At 55.6% G+C, this 25,626-nt stretch carries 22 protein-coding genes; 10 read left to right on the top strand and 12 right to left on the bottom strand.

Annotated features, from left to right (window positions below; translation table 11 throughout):
- The first annotated feature begins 61 nt into the window (after window positions 1-61).
- Window positions 62-1,297: an MFS transporter gene (locus tag ACQ66Q_RS09810; RefSeq protein WP_430456634.1), complete on the top strand. Its 1,236-nt coding sequence runs from the start codon at window positions 62-64 to the stop codon at window positions 1,295-1,297.
- A gap of 26 nt (window positions 1,298-1,323) precedes the next feature.
- On the opposite strand, the gene ACQ66Q_RS09805 is transcribed toward ACQ66Q_RS09810, so the two are convergent.
- Window positions 1,324-1,554, bottom strand: a complete 231-nt coding sequence (locus ACQ66Q_RS09805; RefSeq protein ID WP_377245986.1) for a hypothetical protein — start codon at window positions 1,552-1,554, stop codon at window positions 1,324-1,326.
- A 164-nt stretch (window positions 1,555-1,718) separates the two neighbouring features.
- On the opposite strand from ACQ66Q_RS09805, the gene ACQ66Q_RS09800 reads away from it, so the two are divergent.
- Both ACQ66Q_RS09800 and ACQ66Q_RS09795 read left to right on the top strand, forming a co-directional pair.
- The gene (locus ACQ66Q_RS09800; protein WP_430456633.1) at window positions 1,719-3,146 is read left to right on the top strand and encodes a diguanylate cyclase; all 1,428 of its coding nucleotides are present in this window, start codon (window positions 1,719-1,721) and stop codon (window positions 3,144-3,146) included.
- A gap of 160 nt (window positions 3,147-3,306) precedes the next feature.
- Window positions 3,307-4,932 (top strand): methyl-accepting chemotaxis protein, encoded by a 1,626-nt coding sequence (locus tag ACQ66Q_RS09795; protein ID WP_430456632.1) that lies wholly within the window; start codon window positions 3,307-3,309, stop codon window positions 4,930-4,932.
- Between the two features lie 27 nt (window positions 4,933-4,959).
- Here the strand turns inward: ACQ66Q_RS09795 and ACQ66Q_RS09790 are convergent, their stop codons facing one another.
- From ACQ66Q_RS09790 to ACQ66Q_RS09775, 4 genes are all read right to left on the bottom strand, one after another.
- Window positions 4,960-6,045: a metal-dependent hydrolase gene (locus ACQ66Q_RS09790; RefSeq protein ID WP_430456631.1), complete on the bottom strand. Its 1,086-nt coding sequence runs from the start codon at window positions 6,043-6,045 to the stop codon at window positions 4,960-4,962.
- Between the two features lie 62 nt (window positions 6,046-6,107).
- Window positions 6,108-6,836 carry a substrate-binding periplasmic protein gene (locus ACQ66Q_RS09785; RefSeq protein ID WP_430456630.1) on the bottom strand — a complete coding sequence of 243 codons (729 nt, stop codon included), beginning with the start codon at window positions 6,834-6,836 and terminating at the stop codon, window positions 6,108-6,110.
- A gap of 182 nt (window positions 6,837-7,018) precedes the next feature.
- Window positions 7,019-7,849, bottom strand: coding sequence for a hypothetical protein (locus ACQ66Q_RS09780; RefSeq protein ID WP_430456629.1), 831 nt, complete (start codon window positions 7,847-7,849; stop codon window positions 7,019-7,021).
- Between the two features lie 45 nt (window positions 7,850-7,894).
- Window positions 7,895-8,245 (bottom strand): hypothetical protein, encoded by a 351-nt coding sequence (locus ACQ66Q_RS09775; protein WP_430456628.1) that lies wholly within the window; start codon window positions 8,243-8,245, stop codon window positions 7,895-7,897.
- 110 nt (window positions 8,246-8,355) lie between these two features.
- On the opposite strand from ACQ66Q_RS09775, the gene ACQ66Q_RS09770 reads away from it, so the two are divergent.
- Window positions 8,356-8,664 carry a hypothetical protein gene (locus ACQ66Q_RS09770; protein ID WP_430456627.1) on the top strand — a complete coding sequence of 103 codons (309 nt, stop codon included), beginning with the start codon at window positions 8,356-8,358 and terminating at the stop codon, window positions 8,662-8,664.
- Window positions 8,665-8,709: 45 nt separating this feature from the next.
- On the opposite strand, the gene ACQ66Q_RS09765 is transcribed toward ACQ66Q_RS09770, so the two are convergent.
- Window positions 8,710-9,024 carry a helix-turn-helix domain-containing protein gene (locus ACQ66Q_RS09765; protein ID WP_430456626.1) on the bottom strand — a complete coding sequence of 105 codons (315 nt, stop codon included), beginning with the start codon at window positions 9,022-9,024 and terminating at the stop codon, window positions 8,710-8,712.
- 7 nt (window positions 9,025-9,031) lie between these two features.
- Window positions 9,032-9,430 carry a hypothetical protein gene (locus ACQ66Q_RS09760; RefSeq protein WP_430456625.1) on the bottom strand — a complete coding sequence of 133 codons (399 nt, stop codon included), beginning with the start codon at window positions 9,428-9,430 and terminating at the stop codon, window positions 9,032-9,034.
- Window positions 9,431-9,731: 301 nt separating this feature from the next.
- Between ACQ66Q_RS09760 and ACQ66Q_RS09755 the strand changes: the two genes are divergently transcribed.
- The 4 genes from ACQ66Q_RS09755 (at window position 9,732) to ACQ66Q_RS09740 (ending at window position 14,759) form a co-directional block, all read left to right on the top strand.
- Window positions 9,732-10,694: a M14 family metallopeptidase gene (locus ACQ66Q_RS09755; protein WP_430456624.1), complete on the top strand. Its 963-nt coding sequence runs from the start codon at window positions 9,732-9,734 to the stop codon at window positions 10,692-10,694.
- Window positions 10,691-11,371 (top strand): DsbA family oxidoreductase, encoded by a 681-nt coding sequence (locus ACQ66Q_RS09750; protein ID WP_430456623.1) that lies wholly within the window; start codon window positions 10,691-10,693, stop codon window positions 11,369-11,371. The genes ACQ66Q_RS09755 and ACQ66Q_RS09750 overlap by 4 nt, the downstream gene beginning before the upstream one ends.
- A 191-nt stretch (window positions 11,372-11,562) precedes the next feature.
- Window positions 11,563-14,196: a M1 family metallopeptidase gene (locus ACQ66Q_RS09745; RefSeq protein ID WP_430456622.1), complete on the top strand. Its 2,634-nt coding sequence runs from the start codon at window positions 11,563-11,565 to the stop codon at window positions 14,194-14,196.
- Window positions 14,193-14,759, top strand: coding sequence for a DUF6942 family protein (locus ACQ66Q_RS09740; protein WP_430456621.1), 567 nt, complete (start codon window positions 14,193-14,195; stop codon window positions 14,757-14,759). The genes ACQ66Q_RS09745 and ACQ66Q_RS09740 overlap by 4 nt, the downstream gene beginning before the upstream one ends.
- On the opposite strand, the gene ACQ66Q_RS09735 is transcribed toward ACQ66Q_RS09740, so the two are convergent.
- From ACQ66Q_RS09735 to ACQ66Q_RS09720, 4 genes are all read right to left on the bottom strand, one after another.
- On the bottom strand, window positions 14,756-14,956 hold the full coding sequence (locus ACQ66Q_RS09735) for an alternative ribosome-rescue factor A (protein WP_430456620.1): 201 nt from the start codon (window positions 14,954-14,956) through the stop codon (window positions 14,756-14,758). The two genes, ACQ66Q_RS09740 and ACQ66Q_RS09735, sit on opposite strands and share 4 nt — an antisense overlap.
- A gap of 194 nt (window positions 14,957-15,150) precedes the next feature.
- On the bottom strand, window positions 15,151-16,494 hold the full coding sequence (locus tag ACQ66Q_RS09730) for a serine hydrolase domain-containing protein (RefSeq protein WP_430456619.1): 1,344 nt from the start codon (window positions 16,492-16,494) through the stop codon (window positions 15,151-15,153).
- Between the two features lie 237 nt (window positions 16,495-16,731).
- Complete coding sequence (locus ACQ66Q_RS09725; protein WP_430456618.1) at window positions 16,732-20,037, bottom strand: M1 family aminopeptidase; 3,306 nt, start codon at window positions 20,035-20,037, stop codon at window positions 16,732-16,734.
- Complete coding sequence (locus tag ACQ66Q_RS09720) at window positions 20,034-20,909, bottom strand: ATP-binding cassette domain-containing protein (RefSeq protein WP_430456617.1); 876 nt, start codon at window positions 20,907-20,909, stop codon at window positions 20,034-20,036. Before ACQ66Q_RS09720 ends, ACQ66Q_RS09725 begins: the two co-directional genes overlap by 4 nt.
- Before the next feature lie 217 nt (window positions 20,910-21,126).
- Between ACQ66Q_RS09720 and ACQ66Q_RS09715 the strand changes: the two genes are divergently transcribed.
- The gene (locus ACQ66Q_RS09715) at window positions 21,127-22,704 is read left to right on the top strand and encodes a sensor histidine kinase (protein WP_430456616.1); all 1,578 of its coding nucleotides are present in this window, start codon (window positions 21,127-21,129) and stop codon (window positions 22,702-22,704) included.
- Window positions 22,701-23,426 carry a LytR/AlgR family response regulator transcription factor gene (locus ACQ66Q_RS09710; RefSeq protein WP_430456615.1) on the top strand — a complete coding sequence of 242 codons (726 nt, stop codon included), beginning with the start codon at window positions 22,701-22,703 and terminating at the stop codon, window positions 23,424-23,426. Before ACQ66Q_RS09715 ends, ACQ66Q_RS09710 begins: the two co-directional genes overlap by 4 nt.
- A gap of 81 nt (window positions 23,427-23,507) precedes the next feature.
- Here the strand turns inward: ACQ66Q_RS09710 and ACQ66Q_RS09705 are convergent, their stop codons facing one another.
- On the bottom strand, window positions 23,508-25,622 hold the full coding sequence (locus ACQ66Q_RS09705) for a hypothetical protein (RefSeq protein WP_430456614.1): 2,115 nt from the start codon (window positions 25,620-25,622) through the stop codon (window positions 23,508-23,510).
- Window positions 25,623-25,626 lie beyond the last annotated feature (4 nt).

Genomic DNA, 25,626 nt, shown 5'->3' with positions numbered 1-25,626 from the left:
GTTCCGCGCTTGCGCCTGTCACGGGCGCGATTTAGCATAACCTCCCCACTTTGGAGTCGTTATGTCTTCGTCTGCTGTTTCTGTTCGCTACGCCCATCCGCAGGCTGTGCTGTGGGTTGTTTGCCTGATTGGTCTGATTGCCGTCGCAGGCATCGCTTTACCCTATCCTATTCTGGCACCGCTATTCGCCGCGACGGCACTGAATGACTTTAATCACTGGCTGGGCATCGCCCCGGAAATTCTGTTGGGCATTGCGCTGGCCGCCAATCCGCTGGGCATGTTGTTTGGTAGTGCAACGCTAGGTGCATTATCCGATCATTATGGCCGGCGGCGGGTGTTGGCATTGTCGCTGGCGCTGGCGGTGGCAGGGTATTTAGGCTCGGCCTGGGCGCTGTCGGCCGAGTGGTATCCGGGTTTTGTGTTGTTTCGTTTTCTGACCGGTTTGTGTGAAGGCTCGGTCAGCATCTGCCGGGCTATCGCCGCTGATTTACATCCGCAAATTGAACGCACAGTGGCGATTAGCTGGATGAACAGCGCCTTATATGCGGCCTGGCTGGTAGGGCCTTTGGTGGGCGGGCTAACCATGCATCTGGGTGCGCATGTGCCTTTTTTGATCGCGGCCGCAGCGATGCTGCCTTGTTTACTAATGCTGTATTTCCTGTTGCCGCCGGACTTAGCGCCGCAGCAGCATCAGCCATTCTGGCAGCAATTACGCCAGCACAATTCGCTGGGATTAGTCCGTTTACCGTTGCTGCGCTGGGTTGTCGCCGCGCAGTTGTTGTACACCATCGGGCTGAACGCCTTTTATGAATACTACCCGCTGTGGTTGGTCGAGCAGCAGCAATTCACCGGGCTGCAGATTGGCTTGATCACCGCGGTATTGTGCGCCGTGATGACGACCGTCAGTGCTGTCGGTATGGCGAGGCTTGGCAATCGGCTGCCGGCACTGCGCAGTGCGAAAATTGCCGCGGTCAGTGTCGCGCTGATGCTGTTCCTGTTGCCATTTACCAGTGGTCAGCTGGCCTGGCTCTGGCTGGTGCTGTGTGGCGTGCCCAATGCGATGTTCAGCGCCTGGTTTCAGGTGTACTGCACCGAGCATTTTGGCGAGTTGGGGCTTGGCCGGGTGATGGGCTTACTGACTTTATTGATGTGTACCGGCAACGTGATTATCGCACTGGCCGGTGGTGTGATCGCCCTGTTTGGTGCCAGCTGGATCCTCTGGACTGGTTCAGTGTTTATCGCCCTTGCTGGCCTGATGCTGGTGCGGGAGCAGCGGCGTGCTGCCGGCATGGCTTGAAGTCTGAAATACGTGGGACGCCTTTATTATTTGTCGCGCTCTGATTCGCGCTTCATCAGCAGGATCGTCAGGTAGATTTTGGTCGGTAATGACAGAATCAGCCCCAGCGCACAGCACAAACCGATCAGAATGATACCCTGCACGCCCATGGTTTCATGCAGTTTTAACCCTGACCACAGATAATGCCCCAGTACTAACAGGCTAATGCCACACAACATCACTATCTTCAGCAGCCGCAGTGTTTGGCGCTCGGTCATGGCAAATCTCCTATCAGGCATTTCTAATGTAGACGGTTTCAGCTAAGGTTGGTTTGATATGAATCAGCAAATCAGCCTGACCGACGCGGCGGCACAGCACCGCATCGGACGTTAACGCTGCACCGTCTGATTTCCTGCCTCTTGTGTACATTGCGGGGTCTGGTATGAGCCGCTGGGTTTGCTGGTTATTTTTATTCGCTGTCGCGCAGCTGCCAGCCCAACCACTGGTGCTGACCGACGCGCAGCGCGATTATTTGCAGACCAAACAAAAACTGCGGTATTGCATAGACCCAAGTTGGCCGCCATTTGAAAGTGTTGGCCCAGACGGCCAACATCGCGGTATGTCGGCAGATTACGTCAGTTTTTTCCGCAGCCAGTTGCCGATCCCACTCGAATTGCTGCCTACGGCAAGCTGGCCCGATTCAGTAGCCGCCGCTGAGCAACGACGTTGTGATTTATTGCTGTTGGCGATGCCCACGCCGAGCCGGCGTCAGTTTATGAACTTCACTAAGCCTTATCTGGTGATCCCCAGTGTGATTGTGACCCGGACTGAACACCCCCGGGTCAAAAGCGTCGCAGAGCTGGGGAATGCTCTCTATGGCATTCGCCGTGGTTTTGGCTTTGCGGAACTCTATCGCCAGTTCCATCCGACGCTGCAGTTGGTCGAAGTGCAGAGTTATGAAGAAGGACTGCTGATGGTGCAAAGCGGCCAGTTGACGGGCATGTTTGGCAATATGGGCAGCCTTGGTTATCTGTTGCAGCAATACAAGATTACCAATCTGAAAATTGCCGGCCGGCTGCCAGGTGACAGTGAACTGAGTATTGCCAGCCGCAACGATGAGCCATTGCTGCATGAAATCAGTCAGTTATTAATCGAACAGATAGATCCGGCGTTACAACAGCAAATCGACAATCATTGGCTGTCGGTGCGCATGGAGACCTCTGAGGATTACCGGCTGGTGCTCAGCGTGACAGCGGCCGCCTTGCTGGTGCTGTCGGCGCTGGTCTGGGCTTATCTGCAAGTGCGGCGGCTGAATCGGCAGCTGCTACAAGCCAATGTCCGGTTGGCCCATCAGAGCCTGCACGATGGTCTCACCGGCTTATACAACCGCGCATTTATGGATGAAAAATTACCGGCTTGTCTGTCGTTGTGTCAGCGTGAACAGATACCGCTGACACTGGCAGTGTTAGATCTGGATCATTTCAAACAAATCAATGATCTGCACGGCCACTTGTTTGGTGATCAGTGCTTACGCCAGTTTGCGACCTTGTTGCAGCAACATTTTCAGCGGCCGGCAGATATGCTGGTGCGGTTTGGTGGTGAAGAATTTGTGCTGGTCAGTGTGGGGGGAGATGAGACCACCATGGCGCAAATGCTTGAGCAGTTCGTCACCGCACTGGCGGCTGTGCCGGTGGTTCTGGCCCAACAAACGAGTTTTTTAACCGTCAGTATTGGCTGGCTTTGTCAGGTGCCGGCGCGCGGACAGACCGCCGCGCAGTGGCTGAATCAGGCGGATAAAGCGTTATATCAGGCGAAAGCCAATGGTCGTAATGGGACGGTACAAACAGAGTGGGTTTGCACTGAACACTGACCGTGTCCACGCAAATTACAACAAAATAGTTGTCGAAAACAGCAGCAAGTAATTACATTCTTATCTCTGCTCTACACTAATTTCGTACTGTGCTTTTTGCGCTTGTGTTTGAAAACGTGCGGTTGAAACACAGATTTCAGGCTTTTTACGGGGAATTATTATGGGAATTCGATCTACGGGTATACGCAATCGGTTGCTGGCTGGTTTCCTGATTCTGGGCGCTATGGTGCTGGCGCAGGGGCTGATGTCATTGCGCACTATGGCTGAGCTGCGGGCCGTCACGGTTGAACTGGAAGTCAATACAGTTCCCAGCCTGGAGACGCTGGCCGACTTGAACCTCACCGCCAGTCGTTTGCGGATTTTCACCTTACGGTTTTTAATTGCAGAGGGCGCTGATGCACAAGCGCCATTAAAAAGCCGGATTATGGAACTGCGCGATGAACTGGTGGCGCAAAAAGAGATTTATACCAAGCTGATTTCTATTCCTGGTGAAAAAGAGGAATTCGACCAGTTTTCAACTGCGGCAAAAAACTATATGGCGCGCCAACTCGACGTGATAGCCCTTGCTGAAGCCGGGAATAAAGCGGAAGCGGTGGAGCTGCAAAATACGGTGATGAGCGGCTTTGCTGACCAGATAACCGCGTCTTTACTGAAATTGAGTGACATCAACAGTGGGCATATGAAAGAAAGCTCCGCAGAATCGGCAGGGTCTTATAGCAGTAGTCAAATGGTGAGCTGGTTCCTGATTGCGTTGTCTGTACTGGCTGCTTTTGCTATCGCAGTGATGCTGACGAACAGCATTACGAATCCTTTACAAACCGCTGTGCAGCTGGCCGGCAAAATTGCCGACAGCGACCTGACATCCCGCATTGACAGTAGCGGCAGCGATGAACCGGCCCAGCTAATGCAGGCGCTGGCGCGGATGCAGCAGAATTTACGCGACACACTGGCGCATATTGCGAATTCATCCAATCAGCTGGCCTCGGCTGCGGAAGAATTGAACTCGGTGACTGAAGACAATTCCCGTGGCTTACAGCAACAAAATGATGAGATCCAGCAAGCCGCGACGGCCATTACTGAAATGAGCTCAGCGGTGGATGAAGTGGCGGAAACAGCGCTGCGCGCCTCAGAGAGCTCCACCGAATCGGCCCGTAATACCGAGTTTGGTAAAACGCAGGTGCAGCAAACCGTCAATGCGATTATTCACATGAACGAAGATGTGGCACAAAGCGCGCAAGTAGTGCAGGAACTGGCCTTGCAGGCGCAAGATATCGGCAAAGTGCTGGATGTGATCCGCGCTATCGCTGAGCAAACCAACCTGCTGGCGCTGAACGCTGCGATTGAAGCGGCGCGGGCCGGCGACGCCGGCCGCGGTTTTGCTGTCGTTGCGGATGAAGTGCGCGCACTGGCAGCCCGCACCCAGTTATCGACCCGCGAAATCGAAGAGATGATCAAAAAAATCCGTGCCGGCACCAGCACTGCCGTGCAAGCGATGCAACAAAGCGGCGAAAAAGCCAGCCAGGCCTTGTCCGTCGCGGAAGCTGCCGGCAAAGCGCTGGAGACGATCAACAGCCAAATCACCAGCATCAGCGATAACAATCTGGTGATCGCCAGTGCTGCTGAAGAGCAGGCCAAAGTCGCGCGCGAAATTGATCGCAATATTGTCAATATCAGCGATCTCGCTGCGCAGACCGCCGCCGGCGCCAATCAGACCAGCGCTTCGGCACATGAGTTATCGCGCTTGGCGGTCGAGCTGAATTCACTGGTCAGTAAATTTAAAACCTGAAGTGAAACAACCGGCCCGGATGCAACTTCAGCCGGTTGTTTGTGATCGCTTTTCATCACCCTGACAAGGCTGTTGTGCGGCTTGTTGCAGCGCAGTAGCCGTGTCGGCTTGCGGATTATAGAAGGCTGTCGTCTGCTGGCCGCTGGCACGCTGATACAACCATCTGAGCGCCAGTCCTATCTGGCCCTGCTGTCCGGCGCTGCTGAGCTGACAAGGCGCTTGTAAGTGGCCATCGGCATCGCGGCGAAAGGCAAAATGAAAACTATAGTTTGGCGCCAATCCCATCCGTAAGTCTGCCAGTAACAGCGCCTGCGGCGTGTCGGTTAACACGACATATTTATGACTAAACCGCGTCAGCTGCGCGATATGGCGGTTGTGCTGCCATTGTTGTAACAGCGCTTGATCGCGCGGCCAGCTGCGCCAGACAATCGGTGCCCCGCCGTCCGCCAGCGCATAAAAGCCTTCATGAAAGTGAGTGGGCCCGAGCACCAGCACTTGCCAGACTTGCGTATTAAATGGCGTCGCAGTGACCAATACTGACGTCGGATCGGCATCCGCCGGAATCTGTTGCAACGCCAGTGTTTTCACATGCTGCTGTGCCAGCAAACCAAAACCTAAATACAAAGTACTGAGACCGAGCATCCAGTCATTGCTGCGCAGCGATTGCCGTTTTAGCGCCCGCACCAGCCCGATTAACAGTGGCAGCGTATAAAAAACATCAATCACAAACACACTGCCAGTGCCAAAGGGCCGGTCACTGAATGGCTGTGCCAGTTGAGTACCATAGATGGTGAGGGTGTCGAGCAACGGATGCGTGATCAGAACGGCGAAAATGGCCCACCAGCAGCGGCCAAAGCTTGTCAGAGCCCCGGTGATAGCACGCCATAACCAGGCCAGCGGCCAGCAGGCCAGTGTCAGATAAAACAGACCATGGCTTTCAGCGCGGTGGCGTGTCATTTCACTGATCGGGTCGTCAAATTGCACCAGAACGTCAAGATCCGGCAGAGTCCCGGCGATGGCACCCAACAAGGCCGACTTCCACAGCGGCTGGCGGCGGCGGAATACCGCAATACTGACGGCGGCACCTAAAGTGATTTGACTGAGCGAATCCATAATTCCCCGAAGCTGACCAGTAAAAGCTACTTTACGCTAGCATCCGGTGGCTGGTTCAGCGATCAGAATGGCGGTGAACTAACTTGTTGGCAAGCCGGAGTTTGCTGGCTTTTCACTTGTTGCCAAGCCTGCCGCAGTTGTTGCAGCAAAGCCGGCTTGGTCGCCGGGTGGGCGGCGAGGAACAGATATTTCTCCAGCGCGTGTGCGGTGAAAACTCGGCGCAACTGTTTGCCCTGATTGGCCAGTTGCGCCACGTAAACATCAGACACCAGCATTAAATCAATGCGCCCCAGCTCCAGCATTTGTTGCAGCTGATGATTGTGGCCCACGACCACCAGATTCCGGCTTTCGCGAAAACCCTGTTCGCGCAGATAGCGATAATTGGCCTGGCCGTTTTCGACACCAACCACATATTTCAGTGCAGCATTGATATTGTCTGCTTTGACGTCAGTGCGATTGGCGCCGGTATAAAACGAAATCCGCATCGGGCACAAAGGCGCAACCCACGCAAACTGGCTTTCGCGATCTTCGGTGCGCAATAGCGAAAAAATCAGCGTATCAGGTTCACTGCCCGCTGTTTTATACGCACGCGCCCACGGCATCACGTCAATCTGATAGGGTAATTTGGCGGCCTGCAGGATCTGGCGCACAATGTCGACCGACCAGCCATGCAGTTCGTCGCCAGATTGCTGCTGATAAGGCGGAAACACTTCAGTGACCAGATGAACCGGCGCGGCCTGAAGCCAAAAACTGCACAAAACGGTCAGCCAGATGCTGTGTCGCCATCTCATAAAACATTCTGATTTACCCTGCGTATTTTTTAGCATAGGAGGCGGATCCGCCAGTTGCCAGTATTGCTCCTGACTGTACCGAAGTCGGCCGATTTTCATCAAAAAAATGAAAGTAATTCGTGTTTAAATTCCAGTCGTGATGGGGTGATGTTGTTGATTTGTAAATTGCGCGGAGTGAGAACTTAATTGGGGTTTGCCAGTGCTTGTAACCAGTATTGCAGGCCTTGCTGGCGCTCATCCGGTGCCAGTGGTTGCAGCATCAGCTGCTGATATTGCTGTTGCGTGGCGAGCGTGCGGATTGCCTTATTCAGTAGCATGACGATTTTTTCCCCCTGAGCTGAGCGGCTACAGGCAAAGTGCACCAGATTAAAAGACTCGGCTTCGGTCAGTCGCCAGTAACGCAGGCCATGACTATGGCGCTCGACGATTTTCGGATATTCCAGCATCAGGTCAACAAAGCCTTTTTGCAACATGGGTAACATGCTACCGACATACTCACCCGCGGTGCTTCGGGTATACAAAGCCGCTTTATGTTGCTGCAACACGCCATCCAGCGCTTCACCATAGCTGCGGTTCATTTCGACGCCGAGTAAGGGCGGCCGGTGTAGGCTCAGTAATTGTTGCAAACTGAGCCGGCCGGTCGGGTCACTCAGTTGCTCCAATTGCGCTTGCCAATGCGAGCCGGGCAAACTGACCAAGGTGATCGCGCTTTCCAGCATGTAAGGCACAGTAAAAAGAAAATCGCGTTGTCGCGTGGGTGTCTTGCGCAGCCAAGGGATGCAGGCGTTGCCGGCGGTCTTGGTCCATTCACGTGCGCGGTTACGGCTGATCTCGACCAGAGAGTACGGGGACGGGTATTGTTGCAGAATACGCAGTAATATTTGCGCTTCAACCGGTTGTTGACCGGCCCTGGGCTGCAGGCTGGCTAGCGTGTCGACCAGCTGCAGTGGTTCAGCTTGTGCCCAGTGCCAGGGAAGCAGCAAACACAGACAGTAACAGTGAAACCACTTCATTCAGGACCTCCGTCAGACCACCGGCGTCCCGCCTGTCCTGCCGCATCAGTTCCGAGATTGATGCTGCTTTTTCAGTTTAACCAATTGCTGAATACACAGCAGGTATGCGATCAGAAAACCCAGATTCATGCCGCCAATTGCGCGTTCTGTGATGGGCCAGCCGTACATCTGCGTACAAATTTTCACCAGCGCGGTCAGGATCACAGCAAAAACTATTGTCAGCATAGTCTGGCTTTGCACGAACTGCCCCAAATAAGCCAGACCCAGACTCATCAGCATGTACTGCAAATGCAAAGGATCCTGATACAGCGTGCCTTTCATCACAGCGGTAAAAGCTAAGGCAACAAAATAGCTCAGCACGAAAAAATAACTTAAATAACGGGTTGCCTGCAGCATGATGGCCTCTTGGTGTGCAAAAGCGGCATTATGCCAAAATTCTGCCGGTTCGTCGGCTCTTCCGTAGCATCGGCGTATTCAACTAAGATGGCGGCAGACAAGGAGGGCTGATGCAAACAGTGATCACCGCGATTTTTTTTCTGGCTGCTTTGGTGCTGTTATTGGCAACAGTGTTGGCCCCTGTGTATCTGATCTGCAAAAGTCTGCAGCAGCTCTATCCACGTTATTTCCCGTGGCCAGCATGGCGCTGGACGGGTATCTGCCTGCTGCTGGCGCTTGGTTACAGCGCCTGGCAGCACAGCTTTGATGATATTTGGCGGCTGACACAAAGCCTGTTGATTGGGTCTTTGGGCTCCGCCGCGGTGCTATTACCGCTGGCCGGATTGTGGCGCTGGTGGCGCCTGCTCCGGCCCGAGTGACACCTGCAGCGCTGACAGGAGGAGTGGTTCAGTGTTGTGAAATTGTCAGTTGCTGAGCAGTAGCGTCAGTAACATGCCGGCCGTCAGACCCAGTGCAAAAGCGCCACCAATCCATAACGACATCCGCGGCAGCGGCCCGGTCGGATTCAGTTCGTCGGTGTTGTCGGCGCGTGCCAGCAATTGCTCACGGTCGATGACAAAAGCTGCAGCCAGCGCTTTACAGGTTTCCAGCGAACCAACGCCCTGCATTTCAACACGCTGCACTGTACGCAGGCTGACGGCACAAATGTCGGCAAGCTGTTGCTGGGTCCAGCCCCGTTCATTGCGCAGCTGTTTAATCAGGTGCAGATTCAATTGCATAGTGGCCTCAATACTTCAATAGCCAGAACAATGCAAAGCCAAAGCCAAAGGCAAATCCACCGATGGTATACAACACGAATTGTTGCAGCGCCTGGCGGCGTTTGGGGCCTGGCTGTTTAAGCATCGCCATATAGTTAATCTGGTCCGTGTCGACCAGCTGCTCATCCACTAACAACTGAATGTCATAGGCACCACGTAACACTTTTGTCGCCAATTTTATTTCGGCCGGCTTGCCATCCAATACAAATTGGTAGTTGCTGTGGCAGGAAAGCAGATTCCATTTGTGCTCCAGTAATTGCTCGTCCAGATACAGCCATTCACGGCCACTGAACAGGCAGACTTCAAGGCGGATCACATGGTCGGCGTAATCAAACACACTGATCATCCGGGCATTGTTTGTGCTCATTGGCAGATTTCCTTTCGTTGGGCGGACACAGCAATATTGCTTGAGCTTGTTGTAATCTGAATCCGGCCACGGCGTGACGACAGTCATGCGTCATGGCACGTCACTTTTGTGTCATTGCTATGTCATAGCCATGTCATGGCGTGCACTGTCAGCTGACAGTGATGCTGTCATATTATGTAATGCGATGATTAATAACAAAAAATGCTTCGTGATGCCAGCGCTGTTCCCATCGGCCTGTTTTCCGTCCGCGCGGCGATGGTATAGTACGGCTTTGTTTTTTCCTGCTCCGGAGCTTCCCGCAATGACTGAATCTGTGCAACGTATTTACGCTATTGGTACTGTTGGCACCCCTTGGGGCGCTGCGGAAAGAGCTTTTTGGCTCAGCCAGCAGCCGGTCAAACGCAGTTACCAGACCGAAGTCTTAGCGCCGTTGCAGCAGCTACTGACGACTGCCGCGCTGGCGGACTGTGCCGAGCTGCAGTGTTACGGCACGCTCGATTACAACTCGCACCAGCTCGGCACTTATCCGCTCTATGCCGTGAAAAGCCGCCATATTGATAGCAGTAAACCGCTGTTATTAGTCACCGGCGGTGTGCACGGTTATGAAACCAGTGGCGTGCAGGGCGCGCTGCTGTTTATCCGCGAACATTTTGCCCGCTATGCCGCGCAGGCCAACCTGTTGGTACTGCCATGTATCAGCCCCTGGGGTTATGAAACCATCAACCGCTGGAACCCGGACGCCGTCGACCCGAACCGGTCTTTTGTTGCCGGCGGGCCATCGCAGGAAGCCAATGCGGTGCTGGCATTACTCAGCCAATTCCCGGCGCCGCTGGTGCATATCGATTTGCATGAAACCACCGATTCAGATAACAGCGAATTCCGGCCGGCCAAAGCGGCGCGCGACGGCACTGTGAATACCAACTGGAATATTCCGGATGGGTTTTATCTGGTTGGGGACACTGCAAAACCGCAGCCGGAATTTCAGCGTGTGATGATTGCAGCCGTCAGCAAAATCACCCATGTGGCGGAAGCGGATGACACAGGCTGCCTGATTGGCGAAGCCCTGCAGCAATTTGGCGTGGTCAATTATCCGAAAAAATCACTGGGTCTGTGCGGTGGCATGACCGATGCGGTTTATGTCACCACGACCGAAGTGTATCCGGACAGCCCGCGCGCCACACCGTTGCAATGCAATCAGGCGCAGGTCGCGGTGATTTGCGCCGGTTTTGATTACGCCTTAGCGGCGACCGGGAGCGCGGTATGACCCGGCTGCGGATTGATTTGGTCTCAGATATCGCCTGCCCCTGGTGCGCCATCGGTTATGCCCGCTTACAGCAAGCGTTGCAGAGTTTACACGGCACTATTGAAGTGGATTTACACTGGCGCGCTTTTGAACTGAACCCGGATCCGGCGTTAGTGCCAGAGCCCATTCTGCCGGCGCTGTGCCGTAAATATGGGGTGCCAGAGGCGCAAATGCAGCAGTCGCAGCACATGTTGATGCAACTAGCGGCCGGGCTTGGACTGAATTTCAGTGGCATGGAACAGCGGCTGACCTGCAACACCTTTGACGCGCACCGGCTGCTGAAATGGGCGGCCGCTACTTATCCAGCCGCAGCAGCGCAAAGCGTATCGGCACAAACGGCGCTGAAACTGGCGTTGTTTGAGGCCTATTTTGGCCGTGCCGAACAAATCAGCGAGCATGATGTGCTGCTGCGCTGTGTCGCTGCGACCGGGCTGGATACTGGTGCTGCGGCGCAGGTGCTGGAGTCGACGCAGTTTGCGGATGAAGTGCGTGCCGAAGAAGCGGCCTATCAGCAAGCCGGCATCAGCTCAGTACCGGCTTTTGTGATCAATCAGCGTTATCTGATCTCTGGTGCGCAGGAGCCGGCACAGCTGGCACAAACATTGAAACAAATCGCCGCCGAAGCTGCCGGCGCCTGATCCGGCGCCGCGTTTCTGTTATTTCAACGCAGCCAGATTGCACTTAAGCGCAGTCTGCTGCGGATGACAAAAATAATGAGTGACCTTACATTTATTTTTCATTATGTTAACTGCCACTGATCTCCCATTTGATCGTCACCGCTGCAGCCTGCGCTGTAAAGCTGTTTGACCCGGCAAGGATTTTAACCCCGATGACCCACTTATTCTCAAAAACACGGCTGGCTTTGGCTGTGACTACTGCTTTGTTTTGTTCAACGGCGCTTTTTTCTGCGGGCAGCACTGCCGCCAGCCCTGTTGAGCGCGATGTATTACCGGCCGGCGCCAGCCCGCAGTTGTATCAACTGACCATTGATCCGGATTTACAGAAACTGACCTTTCAGGGCGAACTGACGCTGGATTTTAACGCCACGCAGGTGCTTGAGGAGCTGGTACTCAACGCGCTGGATTTAACCATCATCGACGCCAGCCTCGATGGTAAAAAGGTCGATACCGAAGTCGTCGCCGAAACGCAAAGAGTGCATTTCAAAGCGCCGGTCAGCGCCGGCAAACACCAGCTGCGCGTGCGGTATCAGGGCAAAATTTACGAACAGTCGGCTGGTTTGTTTGTCACCGATTACAGCAAAGCCGATGGCAGCAGCGGCCGGATGTTATCCAGCCAGTTTGAGCCGGGCGATGCGCGTAAACTGGCGCCGATGTGGGATGAGCCTTCACACAAAGCCATTTTCAAAATCAGTATTATTGAGCCCAAAGGCCAACTGGCCTTGTCGAATATGCCAGAACAGCGCCGCCAGCCATTAGCGGATGGCCGCGCCCGGGTTGATTTTGCCCAGAGCGTGAAAATGAGCAGCTACCTGCTGTACGTCGGAGCCGGTGATTATGAGCGCATTTCCGGGCGCTCCGGCGGCATTGAACATGGTGTGGTGGCGAAAAAAGGTGATGCCGTCAAAGGCACTTTTGCCTTGAACGCTTCCTATCAGCTGCTGGATTATTACAACGACTATTTCGGGGTGCAGTACCCGTTACCGAAGCTGGATCACATCGCCGTGCCGGGGGCCGGTGGTTTTGGCGCGATGGAAAACTGGGGCGCCGTGATGTACTTCGAAGGCACCTTATTACTCGATCCGCAATTCTCCAACACCAGCGACAAGCAGGAAGTGTTTGCCGTGGTCGGTCACGAAATGGCCCACCAATGGTTTGGCAATATTGTCACGATGCAGTGGTGGGATGATTTGTGGCTGAACGAAGGTTTTGCCTCCTGGATGGAATCCAAAGCCAGTCAGCATTTTTATCCGCAGTGGCATGCTGAATTAGGCGCCGTTGGCTCACGCAATTACGCCATGTTCCAGGATGCGCAGGAAACGACCCACCCAATCGTGCAGCCGGTACGCAATCTAGCAGAAGCCAATGCAGCTTTTGACGGCATTACCTACTCCAAAGGTCTATCGGTTATCACCATGCTGGAAGCCTATCTTGGCGAGGAGGCGTTTCGTGCTGGTGTGCGTGCTTACATGCAAAAACACCAGTATGGCAATACGGTCACCAGCGACTTGTGGCAGGCCCTGGCGCAGGCATCAGGCCGGCCGGTTGAAACCATCGCCAAAGATTTTACCAACCAGATTGGCGTGCCTTTAATCACGGCCGTCAAAGCGGAATGTCAGCAGGGCAATACAACGCTGACCTTAACGCAAGGCCGTTTTGGTCTCGATGCTGCATCAAAACAACCGCAACAATGGACAGTACCGGTGACAGCGCAAGTGGCCGGTCAAGCCGCCGCCCGCGCTGAAATTCGCGGTGATGCACCGCAAACCATGACGGTGCCGGGTTGTGGGGCTGTTACGGTCAACGCCGGCCAGACCGGTTATTACCGGGTTGACTACAGCGACGCGTTGTTCGCCGACGTGGTGAAAGGTTTTGCCCGGTTACCGGCGGTAGATCAGCTGGGTTTGTTAAAAGACAGCGTGTCACTGGGTTACGCCGGTTACAGCGACATCAGCCGCTATCTGGCGCTGACGCAGCAACTGCCGGCTGACGCCAACCCCATTATTGCCACGGACGTGGTCGAACAACTGGAAGGCTTTACCGACTTATATCGCGGTCTGCCGGGTGAGCAGGCTTACAAAACTTTTGCGCTGAAAAAAGCGCAGGCGTTGTTTGCCAAAGTCGGCTGGGAAAAGCAGGCCGCTGAATCAGACAATACCAGTATTTTGCGCAGCAGCCTGATCGGAGTGCTGGCGGATCTGGGCGATGAAGCCGTCATTGCTGAAGCACGCAAACGATTCGCTGCCAGCCAGACCGATAAATCGGTATTACCTGGTGATTTGTATGGCGTCGTGCTGAAAATTGTCGGCACTCAGGCTACAGCTGCAGACTTTGCTCAGCTGAAAACGCTGGCTGCCAATACCAGTAACAGCACGGAAAAACGTCGTCTGCTGGGTGCGCTGGCTTCCGCCAAAGACGCTGCACTGGCGAAACAGGCATTGGCATTGATTCTGACCGATTTAACGCCAAAACAATTTGGTCCGGGTTTATTAAACCGCGTGGCGCTGGAACATACCCAGTTGGCGTACGATTTTTATCTGGCGAACCAGGCGGCTTTTGATGAGCGCTTAGACCCGCTGCGTCGTGACGGTTTTGATGCGTCGCTGTTGGGCGCTGCCCGCGATGCGGCCACAGCGAGCTTGCTGCGGCAAAAAGCGGCGATTGCCACGACCAAGCCGGTAAAAACCGCATATCAGGAAGCTGCCGCCGGCATTGAACGCCGGCTGGATCGGGTCAAACGCATCCCGGCGCAGGTCGATGCCTGGCTGAAAACGCAGCAGCTGTGAGCCTGTTGCAACAGCCCGGTGTAGGCAATCCACAGGCGCGCTTGCGCGTCTATGTCGCCAAAGCGCCGCCGATGGCGGAATTTGCCACGCTGGAGCACTGCGTGGCGTTGTTGCCCGGCCAAATCGACCAGATTTATCAGCACTGCGGCAATGGCTGGCGCAAGGTGTTTAATGTCTACGCCAAGCTGGTGTGGGCATTGCCTACGCCCTGGCAGCCGGATTTGCACGGTGCTCTAAGCTGGCAGCAATGGCGTGATCAGTCGTTGTTGCAGGCGGGATCGGATACGGCGTTGTTGTTTGGCCAAACAGGATTTGCGGCATCAGACTGCGGCATAGACTCAATCCATATCATTGCTGGCCGGCAGCACGCGCGTGATTTACTGGCGCAAGGGCTGTTACCTGAAGCATTGACCGGCGGCTTAGTCTGGCTCGATGATGAATTCGCCGTGGCAAAGCGGATGCGGCTGGTGGTGTGTCCCTATCTGGATTACCGGCAGCTCAGTGATGTGAAAATCGCGCGGTTGGTTGCATTGATTCGACAGTGGCCGACGATTTCAGATTAATGGTGACAGAATAGCAGGCAAGAAAAAGGGGCGGAATCTTGCGATTGTCGCCCCTTTTTATCATGCCGGTTATACGAACCTTTGCCTTTTTTCGCTTTGACCACCCGGGTTCTGAACAGCGGGCTGGTGATCACCGCTTTGAGCATATTGTCCTGAATTTCGCCGCGCTGATGCTGATGCGGCAGTGGTTTTTTCATCGTCAGACTCCTTATTGCTGTTGACGTTCTGGTTAAAAAACCAGCGTAGTATAACCACAGTGCAGCAGAACCCAAAATGCTATTGTGCAGACCTTTGTCTACATATCCTCATTCCTAAAAGATATCGGTGACATTGGCAGGCGCAGATCCCGAATATTACCCTTGGCTCGCCTGCATTCAAATTGCCGCACAGGCTATGGCACCGTTGTCACCTCACGTTTTCCGGTCTGGCCGTATAGGCTAAGCCGCAAATCTGCACCATTGCCTGCAAAACTAATGCGCACGGCCGTCGCTGCGTGGATAAATTCAAATGGCGCCCCCTGGATTGGGGTCATGGCATACCGATCTCCATTCGGAAATAGCAGCGTTAATGCCTGATTTTCGTAGACGACGGATACTTTAACTTTTGGCTGGGTAAATTCATATTGCCCGGTTAATGATTGCAGAGCTTTGACCGGCAACGCTTTGCGCCGGACCTGCTCCTCACGGAACTCGGGCCAATGGTAGACGCGGGACATCGCGTTGAGGAATTCGTGGCCAAGATCTGAGCCGCTATCGGAGTTGCTCATAAAGACGGCACCATCGCCTGTGCTCAGGTTGATTGTCATACCGGCACGGTAGCCAACAGTACCGCCGTAATGGGTGATAAACATCTGATCACCCGCGCCAATCAAACGAAAACCATAAGCGTGGCCATCCACCGGTTTGGCCAATAGTTCCCGGATACTGGCGTGGCTGAAGATCTTACTTTCCCCCCGATAGCCTTTCCAGATCTCAAGCAAAAATATCGAAAGGTCGCTCGGTGTCGCCCATAAACCAGCAGCTGCTTGTTCAGGATGATTGTGCCAACCACCTGGTACGCCGCTGCCATCGGCCCGATAACCGAATGCGGCGCTAGTGTGGTTGGCGCTCGGCAACGGCTGGGTAAAATCGGCCTGTTTCATGCCGGCAGGAACGAACAGCCATTGGCGCATCAGCTGCTCGAATGGTTGATGTAGCTGGTCTTGCAGTGCGATTTCCGCCACGGTGTAGCCGCCACCGGAGTAAGCCAGTTGCGTGCCAGGTGTTGTCAGCACCTCGACCTTGCGCGCATTGCTGGGTGTTTCGGCGCGAACAGTTTGCTGATCAGTGGGTAGTGACTGCAGTTGTGGGTAACCGGCATAACCACCGGGTGTGATGCCGGCGGTATGGGTGAACAAGTTCCGCAACGTCACCGGTTGCGCATCGGTTTGACGACCAGCCGGCAAATGGTAGGACTTGAGATAGGTTTCAATATTTTGGTCGAAATCAATCAGACCTTGCTGTTTCATCCGCAGTGCGGCCAACACCGTGACCGGTTTCGACAGAGATCCAGCCTGAAACAGACTGCCACAACCGGCAGCTGCGCCACCGATCTTTAGTTCACCCCAGGCTTCAGTCCAGTCTAGTTTTCCTTTGTGGATCGCCGCGACAGACAAGGCGGGCACTTTGTGCCAGCGCATGCGTGTTGCGATGGGCTCTGCGAGGCTTTCATTGGCAAATACTACGCTGGGCAACATGTTTTGAACAAGCTGCTGCTTGCGTGGTAATGCGTGGTCCGCAACAAAACAGGCGGTGCCGGGGTGAGCCGGCGCTGCGTTAAGCGGGAGGCCAGCAACTGCAGGGCAGGCAAGTCCAGCAACAACCAGTCGCACCAAGTGATGTTGATACATATCCGCTTCCTTCTTCGTGAAAACTACATGAGTTGTGTTGGCGCTGGCCTAAAGTTGCTATCTGCCGCTAACATTTTGGATTTGTTACTCTGCCAACAATGGCCTGACATCAGTCCCGAGCAACAGCTGTTCGATCAACGGCTGTGCGCTGGCCGGACTTTGTGCCCGCAGCGCCCGGACAAAATCCATCGAACTTGCCGGCGTTGCCGGATACCGGTGTTGCTGCCAGAGCTGACGCAGGGCCGCAATGATCACCGCATCACCGAGTTCTGCTCTGAGCTTGGCAAACACCAGTGTGGCGCGGGAATACTGATCATAAGACTCGTCGGCATCAATCAGACTGCTGGCGGCCGCCAGACTGCCGGCCTGCGCCCGCGCATAGCGTTGTTGCTCGTAATCGACCAGCCCTTGCATCGCCGCGCGGCCAAACCTTTGCTCCAGCAGCACCAGTTCCGCGTATTTAGCCAGCGACTCAACCAGAAAAGCGCCATCGCCGGGTACCCCATTGCCGATGCCATGACCAAACCACTGATGCGCCGTTTCATGTGCAGCGCGCCGGTAGACCTGGCTAAAAGGCGCGTCTGCACTTGGCTTGGCCCGCACACCGACCCGATGATTGATCAGCACCAGCTGTGGCAACGCGTAGCCGGTTGGACCTATGTCCGGCATGATCACCAGCCGCAGTGCGTCGCCCGGATAGGCGCCGATCTGCTGCGAAAACCATTGCACTGTGTCACGCATCGCCTGCATGGTTAAATCGGTGGCAGTATTAAATTCCGGGCTGTAAATCTGTAACGGCACGCCTGCCGCAGTGCTGCTTTGCTGCTGCCAAGGCACTGCGATCAGTGCCGGCAAATTGCGCACCGGTGCATGCGTGCGGTAGTGGAAAAACTGCAGCCCTTCGGCTTGCCAGCTATTGAGTAAAGTGCCGGCGGCGATGCCTTGATAACCAACTGGCACTGCGATGGTGGTGTCGAGGATGGCCCAGTCATAGCGTGCACTGGCCGGTGTCGCCTCTGCGGCCAGCACCGAAGGTTGCCGCTGCGCAGCCGGCAACGCAGCAAGACCAAAGCGGGCGCGGTCGGCGTCGTCACGCAGGCGTAATTCCGGCACAAATCCGAGCTGCGGCAATAGTTGGAGTAGCCGCAGATAGCTAAATTCCGCCCTTAATACCTGATGGTTAGGCATTGCGGCGATGGCTGGTTGATCTAATTCCAGCCGGATCTGCAGTTCAATGCTGGCTCCAGGCGCCAGCGCCGGTTGCAGCGTAAAAATCTGCTGGCCCAGCGCAGCGTCGATGCTTTCCGCCTGTGCACCTTGCAGTTGCAGGCTTTGCAGCTCAGCGCCGAACTGCAGGCGTGGAAACCCCAGCAATAGCTGTGAAATGGCGGTCGGATGTGGATTGTGCAGGGTAATAGTTGCGCTGATGCTGGCCTGTTGTGCCTGAGGTTGCAGGCTGGCGCTGAGTTTGACCTGGCGTACCATCGGTTGCGGGACTGTCTGCCAGTGTTGGTATTGTCGCTCATAGGCGGCTTGTTTCGCCTGGCGCTCGTCGCGGCTTTGCAACGCGCCGGCCTGGTCGAGTTGTTGATGCAATGACCCGCCTTGCATCAGTGTCAGCACGGCGCATAAAGCGGCACCGGCGGTCAGCGGCGTTAGCCTGGTGGCAAGCTTGTTCCTGCTGAAACCGGTGCCGCGATGATAAAACTGTAAGGCCAGCGCAAACAGGCTGAGCGCCAACAAAGCCCACAGCAGCAGGTATGGCCAGAAGCCGCCGCTGCTCAGATCACCGGCAAAAGTTTGTGCTGTGTTGCCTAAAGCGCCCTGATAGCCCCACAAACTATCCGGCAACGCCAACTGGCTTTGGCCAACGCGCCAGAGCTGATGCTGCAGTTGCAGCATGGCCGGCAGCGGGGACAGGCCAAACGCCAGCAGGCCGGCAACCGCCAGATTGGCCCACAGTGGCTGGCGTAACAACGCATGGCAGGCCAGCAATAACGTCGCCCAGACCCACAACGGCAGCACTAACAATAAGCCTTGCTGGCCGTATTCAAGCAGGTCCAGCGGCACCTGCAACAGCACTTGCGCCAGTGCAACAGCCGCCAGACTCAGCACGACCAGTAGCAGAACCAGCCCGTATAACACCACGAACTGGCTGGATAACAACAGCGCCGATGGCACCGGGGTGGCGGCGATCAAACCATCGATGCGCTGCTGGCGGTTCAGCCATGCCACTTGATAGACCCAGAATGCCAGCAACAACAGGCCAAAGCGTGGGACCACATCGCCACTGACCCGGTTGATCGCGTCCCGGCTGTTCGGCAGTAACTGGCTGAAATGTTCGGCATAACCCAAACCTGTGTAGACCTCGCTGAAAATCAGGCCGCACAGCGCCAGTAAAGCCAGTAGCGTACTGCGTTGCCAGCAGAGTTGTTGCCATTGCAGCTGTATCAGACCGCGAAAGACCGGCCAAAAGGTCAGCGCGCCGGGCGGGCAAGGCTGATACTGACCCTGTGTCTGATTTTGTAGCAGGCCGTTTGCCGCAGCGCTTTGTGCAGCTGAGCGCATCGACAGCGCCCTGCGCCGATGTTCCGGTTGTGGCAAAGCGGATGTCCCGGGCCGCAGCGCCCGCCAACAGATCCAGGCGGCAAGACTGACAATCAGCATGCGATTCAGCCAAAAGGTCATCTCAAGCTGCAGCAGGCCAGCCGGTATTGCGCCTTGTTGTTGCAGTTGCGCCAGCAGCGGGCTTAGCGCATACAGGTCCAGATACAGCATCAGCTGACTGAGCAGCGGCGAAATCGACTGGCTGTTCGCCATCAGCGGTGACCCTGTTGCTGCCGCCAACAGCATATAGCCGAGCCAAATCCCTGCGCCTTGTAAATAAAGCGCCAGCGGCGACTGACTGTGACGGCTTAACCACAAGAACAGCGCGACCAGCAATGTGATGGCCGGCACTTGCTGGACCAGCAACAGGATCAGCGACCAGCGCCAAATCTCGCTGCTATCCGGCAGCCCCTTCGACATCACCAGCGCCACCATCACGAGGAAAATCAGCTGCATCGCCATACCACTGAGCCATAAACCGGTGGCGCGCACGGCCAAACGCTGGCGCAGGCTTTGCGCGCTGACGTCAATCAGGGCGCTGATGCCATGCTGGCCATCACGGCAGAACGCCAGCGGGGCCAACACGGCAAGCAGCAGCGGCTGAATGGACATCAGCAGCATGCTATGACGCAGCAACAGCGCCTTTTCCGGCTGCGCATCGATAGAACCCGGATTCAGATTGACCAGCGCGGCAAAGGCCAGCGCCAGCAACAGGCAGAGCCAGAATTGCGGCTGCACCCGGTAAAACCGCCATTCGTTGTAAAGCAGGGCCCCGAGCTTCATAACGCACGCTCCACTTGAGCCTGGGCCAGTGCCAGAAAATAGCGGTCCTGCAACGTGGCCTCAACCGGTTGAAAATCCGGGCCGGGACTTTGCGGCGCAAACACACGCAGCAGCGGGATGCCGCGCTGGTAGCTGCGCTGCAGCAGTTGCGCCTGTGGCGGCAGGGTGATCGCAGCGCCATATGCCTGCCAAATTTGTCCGTTGAGCGGGCTGATTAAACCCTGCGTGTCGCCTTGCAGCACAATCTGGCCCTGCAGCAGGATGGCGACCTGCGGACAAAGCTGTTCGATGTCATCGACAATATGGCTCGACAGCAGCACCAGCCGGTCACGGCTGATCTCACAGAGCACGTTATGCAGTTGCGCGCGCTCTTGTGGATCCAGTCCGGCGCTCGGTTCATCAAGGATCAACAGTTTCGGGTCGCCGAGCAGTGCCTGCGCGATGCCAAAGCGCTGGCGCATGCCACCGGAAAAGTGCGCCACCGTTTTGCCGGCCACTGCGCTGAGGTTGGTCAGCGCCAGCAACAGGTTGATCTGTTCACGCCGCGCTGTGGCCTGATGCAGGCCTTTGAGCACGGCGATGTGTTCAAGCAGCGCCTGACACGACAGATGCGGGTAGACGCCAAATTCCTGCGGTAAATAACCGAGTTGCCGGCGCAGCCGCTCCGGCTCCTGTTGAACATCAATGCCATCAAACAGCAGCGTGCCGCTGTCGGCGCTTTGCAGCGTGGCAATAGTGCGTAACAAACTGGATTTACCGGCGCCATTGGGCCCGAGCAGGCCAAATAGCCCACGGCCTGCCGTCAGGGTAAGCTGACGTAGTGCCTGGGTGCCGTCGGCATAGGTTTTGGAGAGTTGTTGGATCTGTAACATCTGGCTGCTTCTTGCTGTGGTCAATGCCGTTGAGGCTAAAACCACAGCGCGGTGCGGCTCAAGCTGGCAATGACCAACCGGCCTGTTGGGATGACCAAGTCAAAAAAACTGCAGGAAATCGCTTCGTCAGGCTAAAACCGGTTTTTGTCAGCGGACAGATGACAATCCCGCTGGCGGCAGGCAGCATAAGGCCATCACCCTTGGACTCTCTGTACTGATGAAATTTGCTGATCTGATAAAAACGGACCATCTGTTAGCGCTATTGCCGGTGCTGCTGGCCTGGCTGTGGGCGCTGATGTCGCCGCAGATGTTGCCGGCAGATGTGGCCGCCTATAGCCAGATCCCGCCGTTATGGACATCAGCATTGCTGTCGGTGCTGCTGTATTTGCCGTTGCTGTTTGCTCAGGGCTGGCTCAGTGTATGCCTGCAACCGGGCGACGGCTCAGCGATGTCCAGACGACACACTACAACGCTTGTATTGATATGGTCCGCCGCTTTTCTGTTATATCCGGCGTGCTGGTGGTTTTGGAGCCACAGCAGCGTGCTGGCCTTTCGCTTCGAGGCAACAAACTGGCTATTGGTTAGCATGTTGTCGTTATTGTATTGGTGTCATCTGGCTTATCAGCGCCGGCAACACAGTGGGCCTTTGACCGGCTGGTCGCGGCTCTGGTCACTCGATGCGGTGCTGCTACTGTTACTAGGCCTCTGGACTCTGCTTTGGACTTGCCTGATGACTTCCCATCCTCCCGGCTTTGCCGTGCAGCCAATCCCGGTGCGTGTTGACTGGTCGCTGATAGCTGCACAACCGGGGGTGTGGCTGTGGTATCTGTGGCAATTTGCCATCATGGCCGCAGCGATGTTTGGCTGCTACTGGCTGACGCGCTATCAGCTGATCCGCCGGTTGCTGGCGCGGCACGGGCTGTTGCCTTTTGTGCTGCTGAGCTTATTGTTGATCCTGTGTTGTTACGCGCCACTGGCCTGGTTGTTACTGCAATTGCCGATGAATCATGGCGTTGCAGTGCCGGCCGTACCGGGTGGCAGTCAGAACCCGTTTGACTGGTACAACTTCAATTTTATGCTGCTGCAGTGGCTGCTAACGACGCCTTTGATCCTGGCCTTTGAACGCCAGCAGCAGGACAGCGCTTTGGCACAGCTGCGTCATCAGCAGGTCCGCACTGAACTGCAATTACTGCAGCAACAAATCAATCCGCATTTTTTGTTTAACACGTTAAATAACCTGTATGCGCTGTGTTTGCTGAAATCGGACGCGGCACCGCAGCTGGTGCTGAAGCTGGCGGATTTGCTGCGTTATGTGGTGTATCAGGGCCAGCAGAGCCAGGTCACATTGCCGCAGGAGTTGGATTATGTGCAGCATTATGTTGATTTGCAGCAACTGCGGGTCAGTAACAAAACCAGTCTGTTGACCGATTTCCCCCCAGCGCAAATCCATTGGCAGCTGCCACCGCTGTTACTGATCATGCTGGTAGAAAACGCCTATAAACATGGCGTGGAGACGAGCGCCGCGGTCAGTCAAATCTGGTTGTCCGCCACAGTCAGGCAGCAGCGGCTGGTGTTCATTTGCCGCAATACGCTGCCAGAGCAGGCTGCAGGCGCGACTAATGTGAACGCGACTAATACAAACACGATTGGTGCGGGCATGGGGCTGGAGAATCTGCGCCGGCGTTTGCAGCTGTTGTATGGCACTGACTTTTTATTGCAGAGCGGTCCGGCCCCGGACAATCCGTTATGCTGGCATGCCGAATTACAGCTGCCACTGTGGCCGGAGCTGTCATGAGCACCCCATTGAAACTGTTGATCGTCGACGACGAGCCGCTGGCGCATCAGGTGTTGCTGCATCACCTGGCGGCGCATGCTGATGTGGTGGTGCAGGGTCACTGCTACAGCGCCGCGGAGGCAATGGCCGTGCTGGCAACCCAGCCAGTGGATCTGATTGTGCTGGATATTCAGCTGCCGGTACTGACTGGTTTACAGATGCTGAAGCTGTTGGCAGAGCCGCCGCAGGTGGTGCTGGTGACGGCTTATGCCGAATTTGCGCTGGAAGGGTTTGCGCTCGATGTCACCGATTATTTATTGAAGCCGGTCAGTGGCGAGCGGCTGGCTTTAGCGATGGATAAAGTGCGGCGGCGGGCCGGTTTGCTGGCGCCTGTTGCCGTGCCCGCAGCTGCCACGCCTGCGGCAGAGAGCGCGCACATTGTGCTGAAAGTTGACCGCGAATTACGCCGCTTTGATTTGAAGACGATTTGTTGTTTTGAAGGTTACGGTAATTACGTGAAGGTTTGGCAAGGCGAGAAAATGACGCTGGTCAGCGCCACGCTCAAAGCTATCAGCGAACAGACCGCTGACTATGGCTTTGTCCAGGTACATAAATCTTTTCTGGTGAATCCGCAGCAGGTGCAAAGTCTCGACAGTCAGAGCCTGCGGCTAAGCAACCTACAGCAGATCCGTATCGGCGAGGCCTTTAAAGAACAAGCGCGGCGTATCTTCACGCCGCGCTGAGTCATGCCTATTAATCAATGGGTTATAGGTAGGTACGTGCAAGCGCAGCGCCGTCGTACGATCAGAGCCCGTCGGTCATCACTACAACCACGCCGCCAATAAGCCCTGGCGCCAGAACACCCAGGTCGCGACCACAATCACGATTAAAATCAACCACAGGCCTGAGTTACTTTTCTCTTCAAACGGGTCGGTCAGTGAACGGCTGGAACCCGATGGCAAGCTTGCCAGCGCGGTTAAGCGGGTACCAAACTTGATACTGAGTTTGGCGTTGGTATTCACTGCCCAACCGTTGGCATCCAGCAATGGCGCCAGATTACGCGCGCGCAGTTTAAACCAGGCTAATAACATCGACGGGCCGGAAATAAACAACACGATCCCAAGCAGCGCCAACGGCATTTGCCACCAGACCAACCCGAGGAAACCGGTCACGACGGCCGCCAGCGCGGTACCGATGGCACCAATGGCTAAACCAATGGCGGCAAAAATACCGGCAAATTTAGCCACATCAAAAGGTGCCGGCGGTTTGGCCGGCGCCGGCGCTGCGGCCACTTTAGCGGCATCACCGACGCCGGCGGCACTTTGTGCTTCAATTTCTTTATCCTTGGCGGCGGCGAATTTCTGGATTTGATCAGAAATCATCCGGCCAATGCGCTGATACGGCGTGAAGAAGGCTTCGCGGATACTGATTGGATTGCTGACAATCTGGGTCACAGTCGCATCCCAGTCGACACCGGCGCGGTCATAAAACACACCGTTGCGGCCGACCATAAGATTGCCGGCATCGCCGGCGGTCATTGCGGCGACGATAGATTTTTTCTCACCGTTGCTGCGCACACAATCGATATATAACAAGTACATGCCGCTTAAACCGGCCAGTTTGGCGTGTTTGCCGGCGTCGTTGACGTTCAGGCACAAATCACAGCTGCGCCCGTCAATATACAAGCGACCATTCTGGAAAATCGCTGGTTTTTCCAGACTATAGAAACTCTCAAAACTGACGAAATTACGCAGTAAATCGCGTAATGAGGCCTGATAGCGGATTAACTTGTCGACATCCAGCACTGATTCCGCTTCGGCCTGTTGCGCCAGATCCTGGCTAATTAAGTCATTGGCCGCAGCCAGCACCTGCGCGTCAAGGCATGCCGCTAATAACTCAGGCGCCAGAGTGGCGGCCTGGCTGACCGGCCGCAGCGCCTGCCAGTCGGCATAAGGCTGCAGCACGTCAGTCAGTTGCTGCCAGTCTTTGCTGTTGATGTGTTTCACTTCGCCCCACAGCGCGCCGGTCAGTTCGGCCAGTCGTGCAAGCGCTTCGGCCCAATGCGGGTGCACGCCTTTGTGCAGCGCCAGTTTGCCATCGGCGCTGACTGCTGCGAGTGGCAAATGATTCGTGTCGCTGGACGCCTGAGACAACAGCTGACGCGACAGCGCAGCATAATCTTCGGCCGTGCCATTCAGCGCCACTGTGGCATTGGCGTCATACGCCGCCAGCTGACAACGGGTGAAGTAGTCGGTCACTTTGGCGTGCAGGCTGCTGTGCAGCTGCCAGGCTTCGTCGGTGGCTGCACCCAGCGTGGTCTGGATGTCGGCACCGCTTAGTTGCCATGCAGTAAAAGCTTGGCCGTCGGCGACAAACAGATCCAGCTGTTCCTGATTAATCCCTGGGGCACCACTGCGATCTGTGCTTTGAATGCCGAGCTCAAGCAGTGTGTTGATCAACTGTTTCAGCGCGTCGCTGTTGGCTAGTTCCGCCGTGATAATGCCATCGCCATTAAGCTGATCGGCCGGGAAAATCAGCGACAGATCGGCTGTGTCATCAACCGTCAGCTCTGTTGCATCGGTTTTACCGAGGTTTTGTAAAATACGTTTCGCCGATGCCAGCAACTTCTGGCCAGCTTCGTTTTGACTGCAAATCGCGCCTAACGGCAACGCCTGCCCGCTGAGTAATACTTCTGGTTGTTGCAGTACTGACAAGGCCCAACTCACTGCCGCCTTGATTTCATCAATCCGTACCCGGCCATCATTGTCGCTGTCTAGGTAGGCCATGGTACGCGAGTCAAACTCCAGTCCTTTGACCGGACAGCTCAACGCCGCCCACAGTTTCGGGTCCAAAGACGACAGCTGTTGCCAGTCCTCAATTTTGTCCAGTCGTACCTGATCAAAACCGCCGGAGCGGAAAAAACGCCATTGATGTGCCATGCAA

Origin of the sequence: Rheinheimera sp. (assembly GCF_965283995.1) — a bacterium.
Taxonomy (GTDB): domain Bacteria; phylum Pseudomonadota; class Gammaproteobacteria; order Enterobacterales; family Alteromonadaceae; genus Pararheinheimera.
This window is presented reverse-complemented; position numbering and strand designations above follow the sequence as displayed.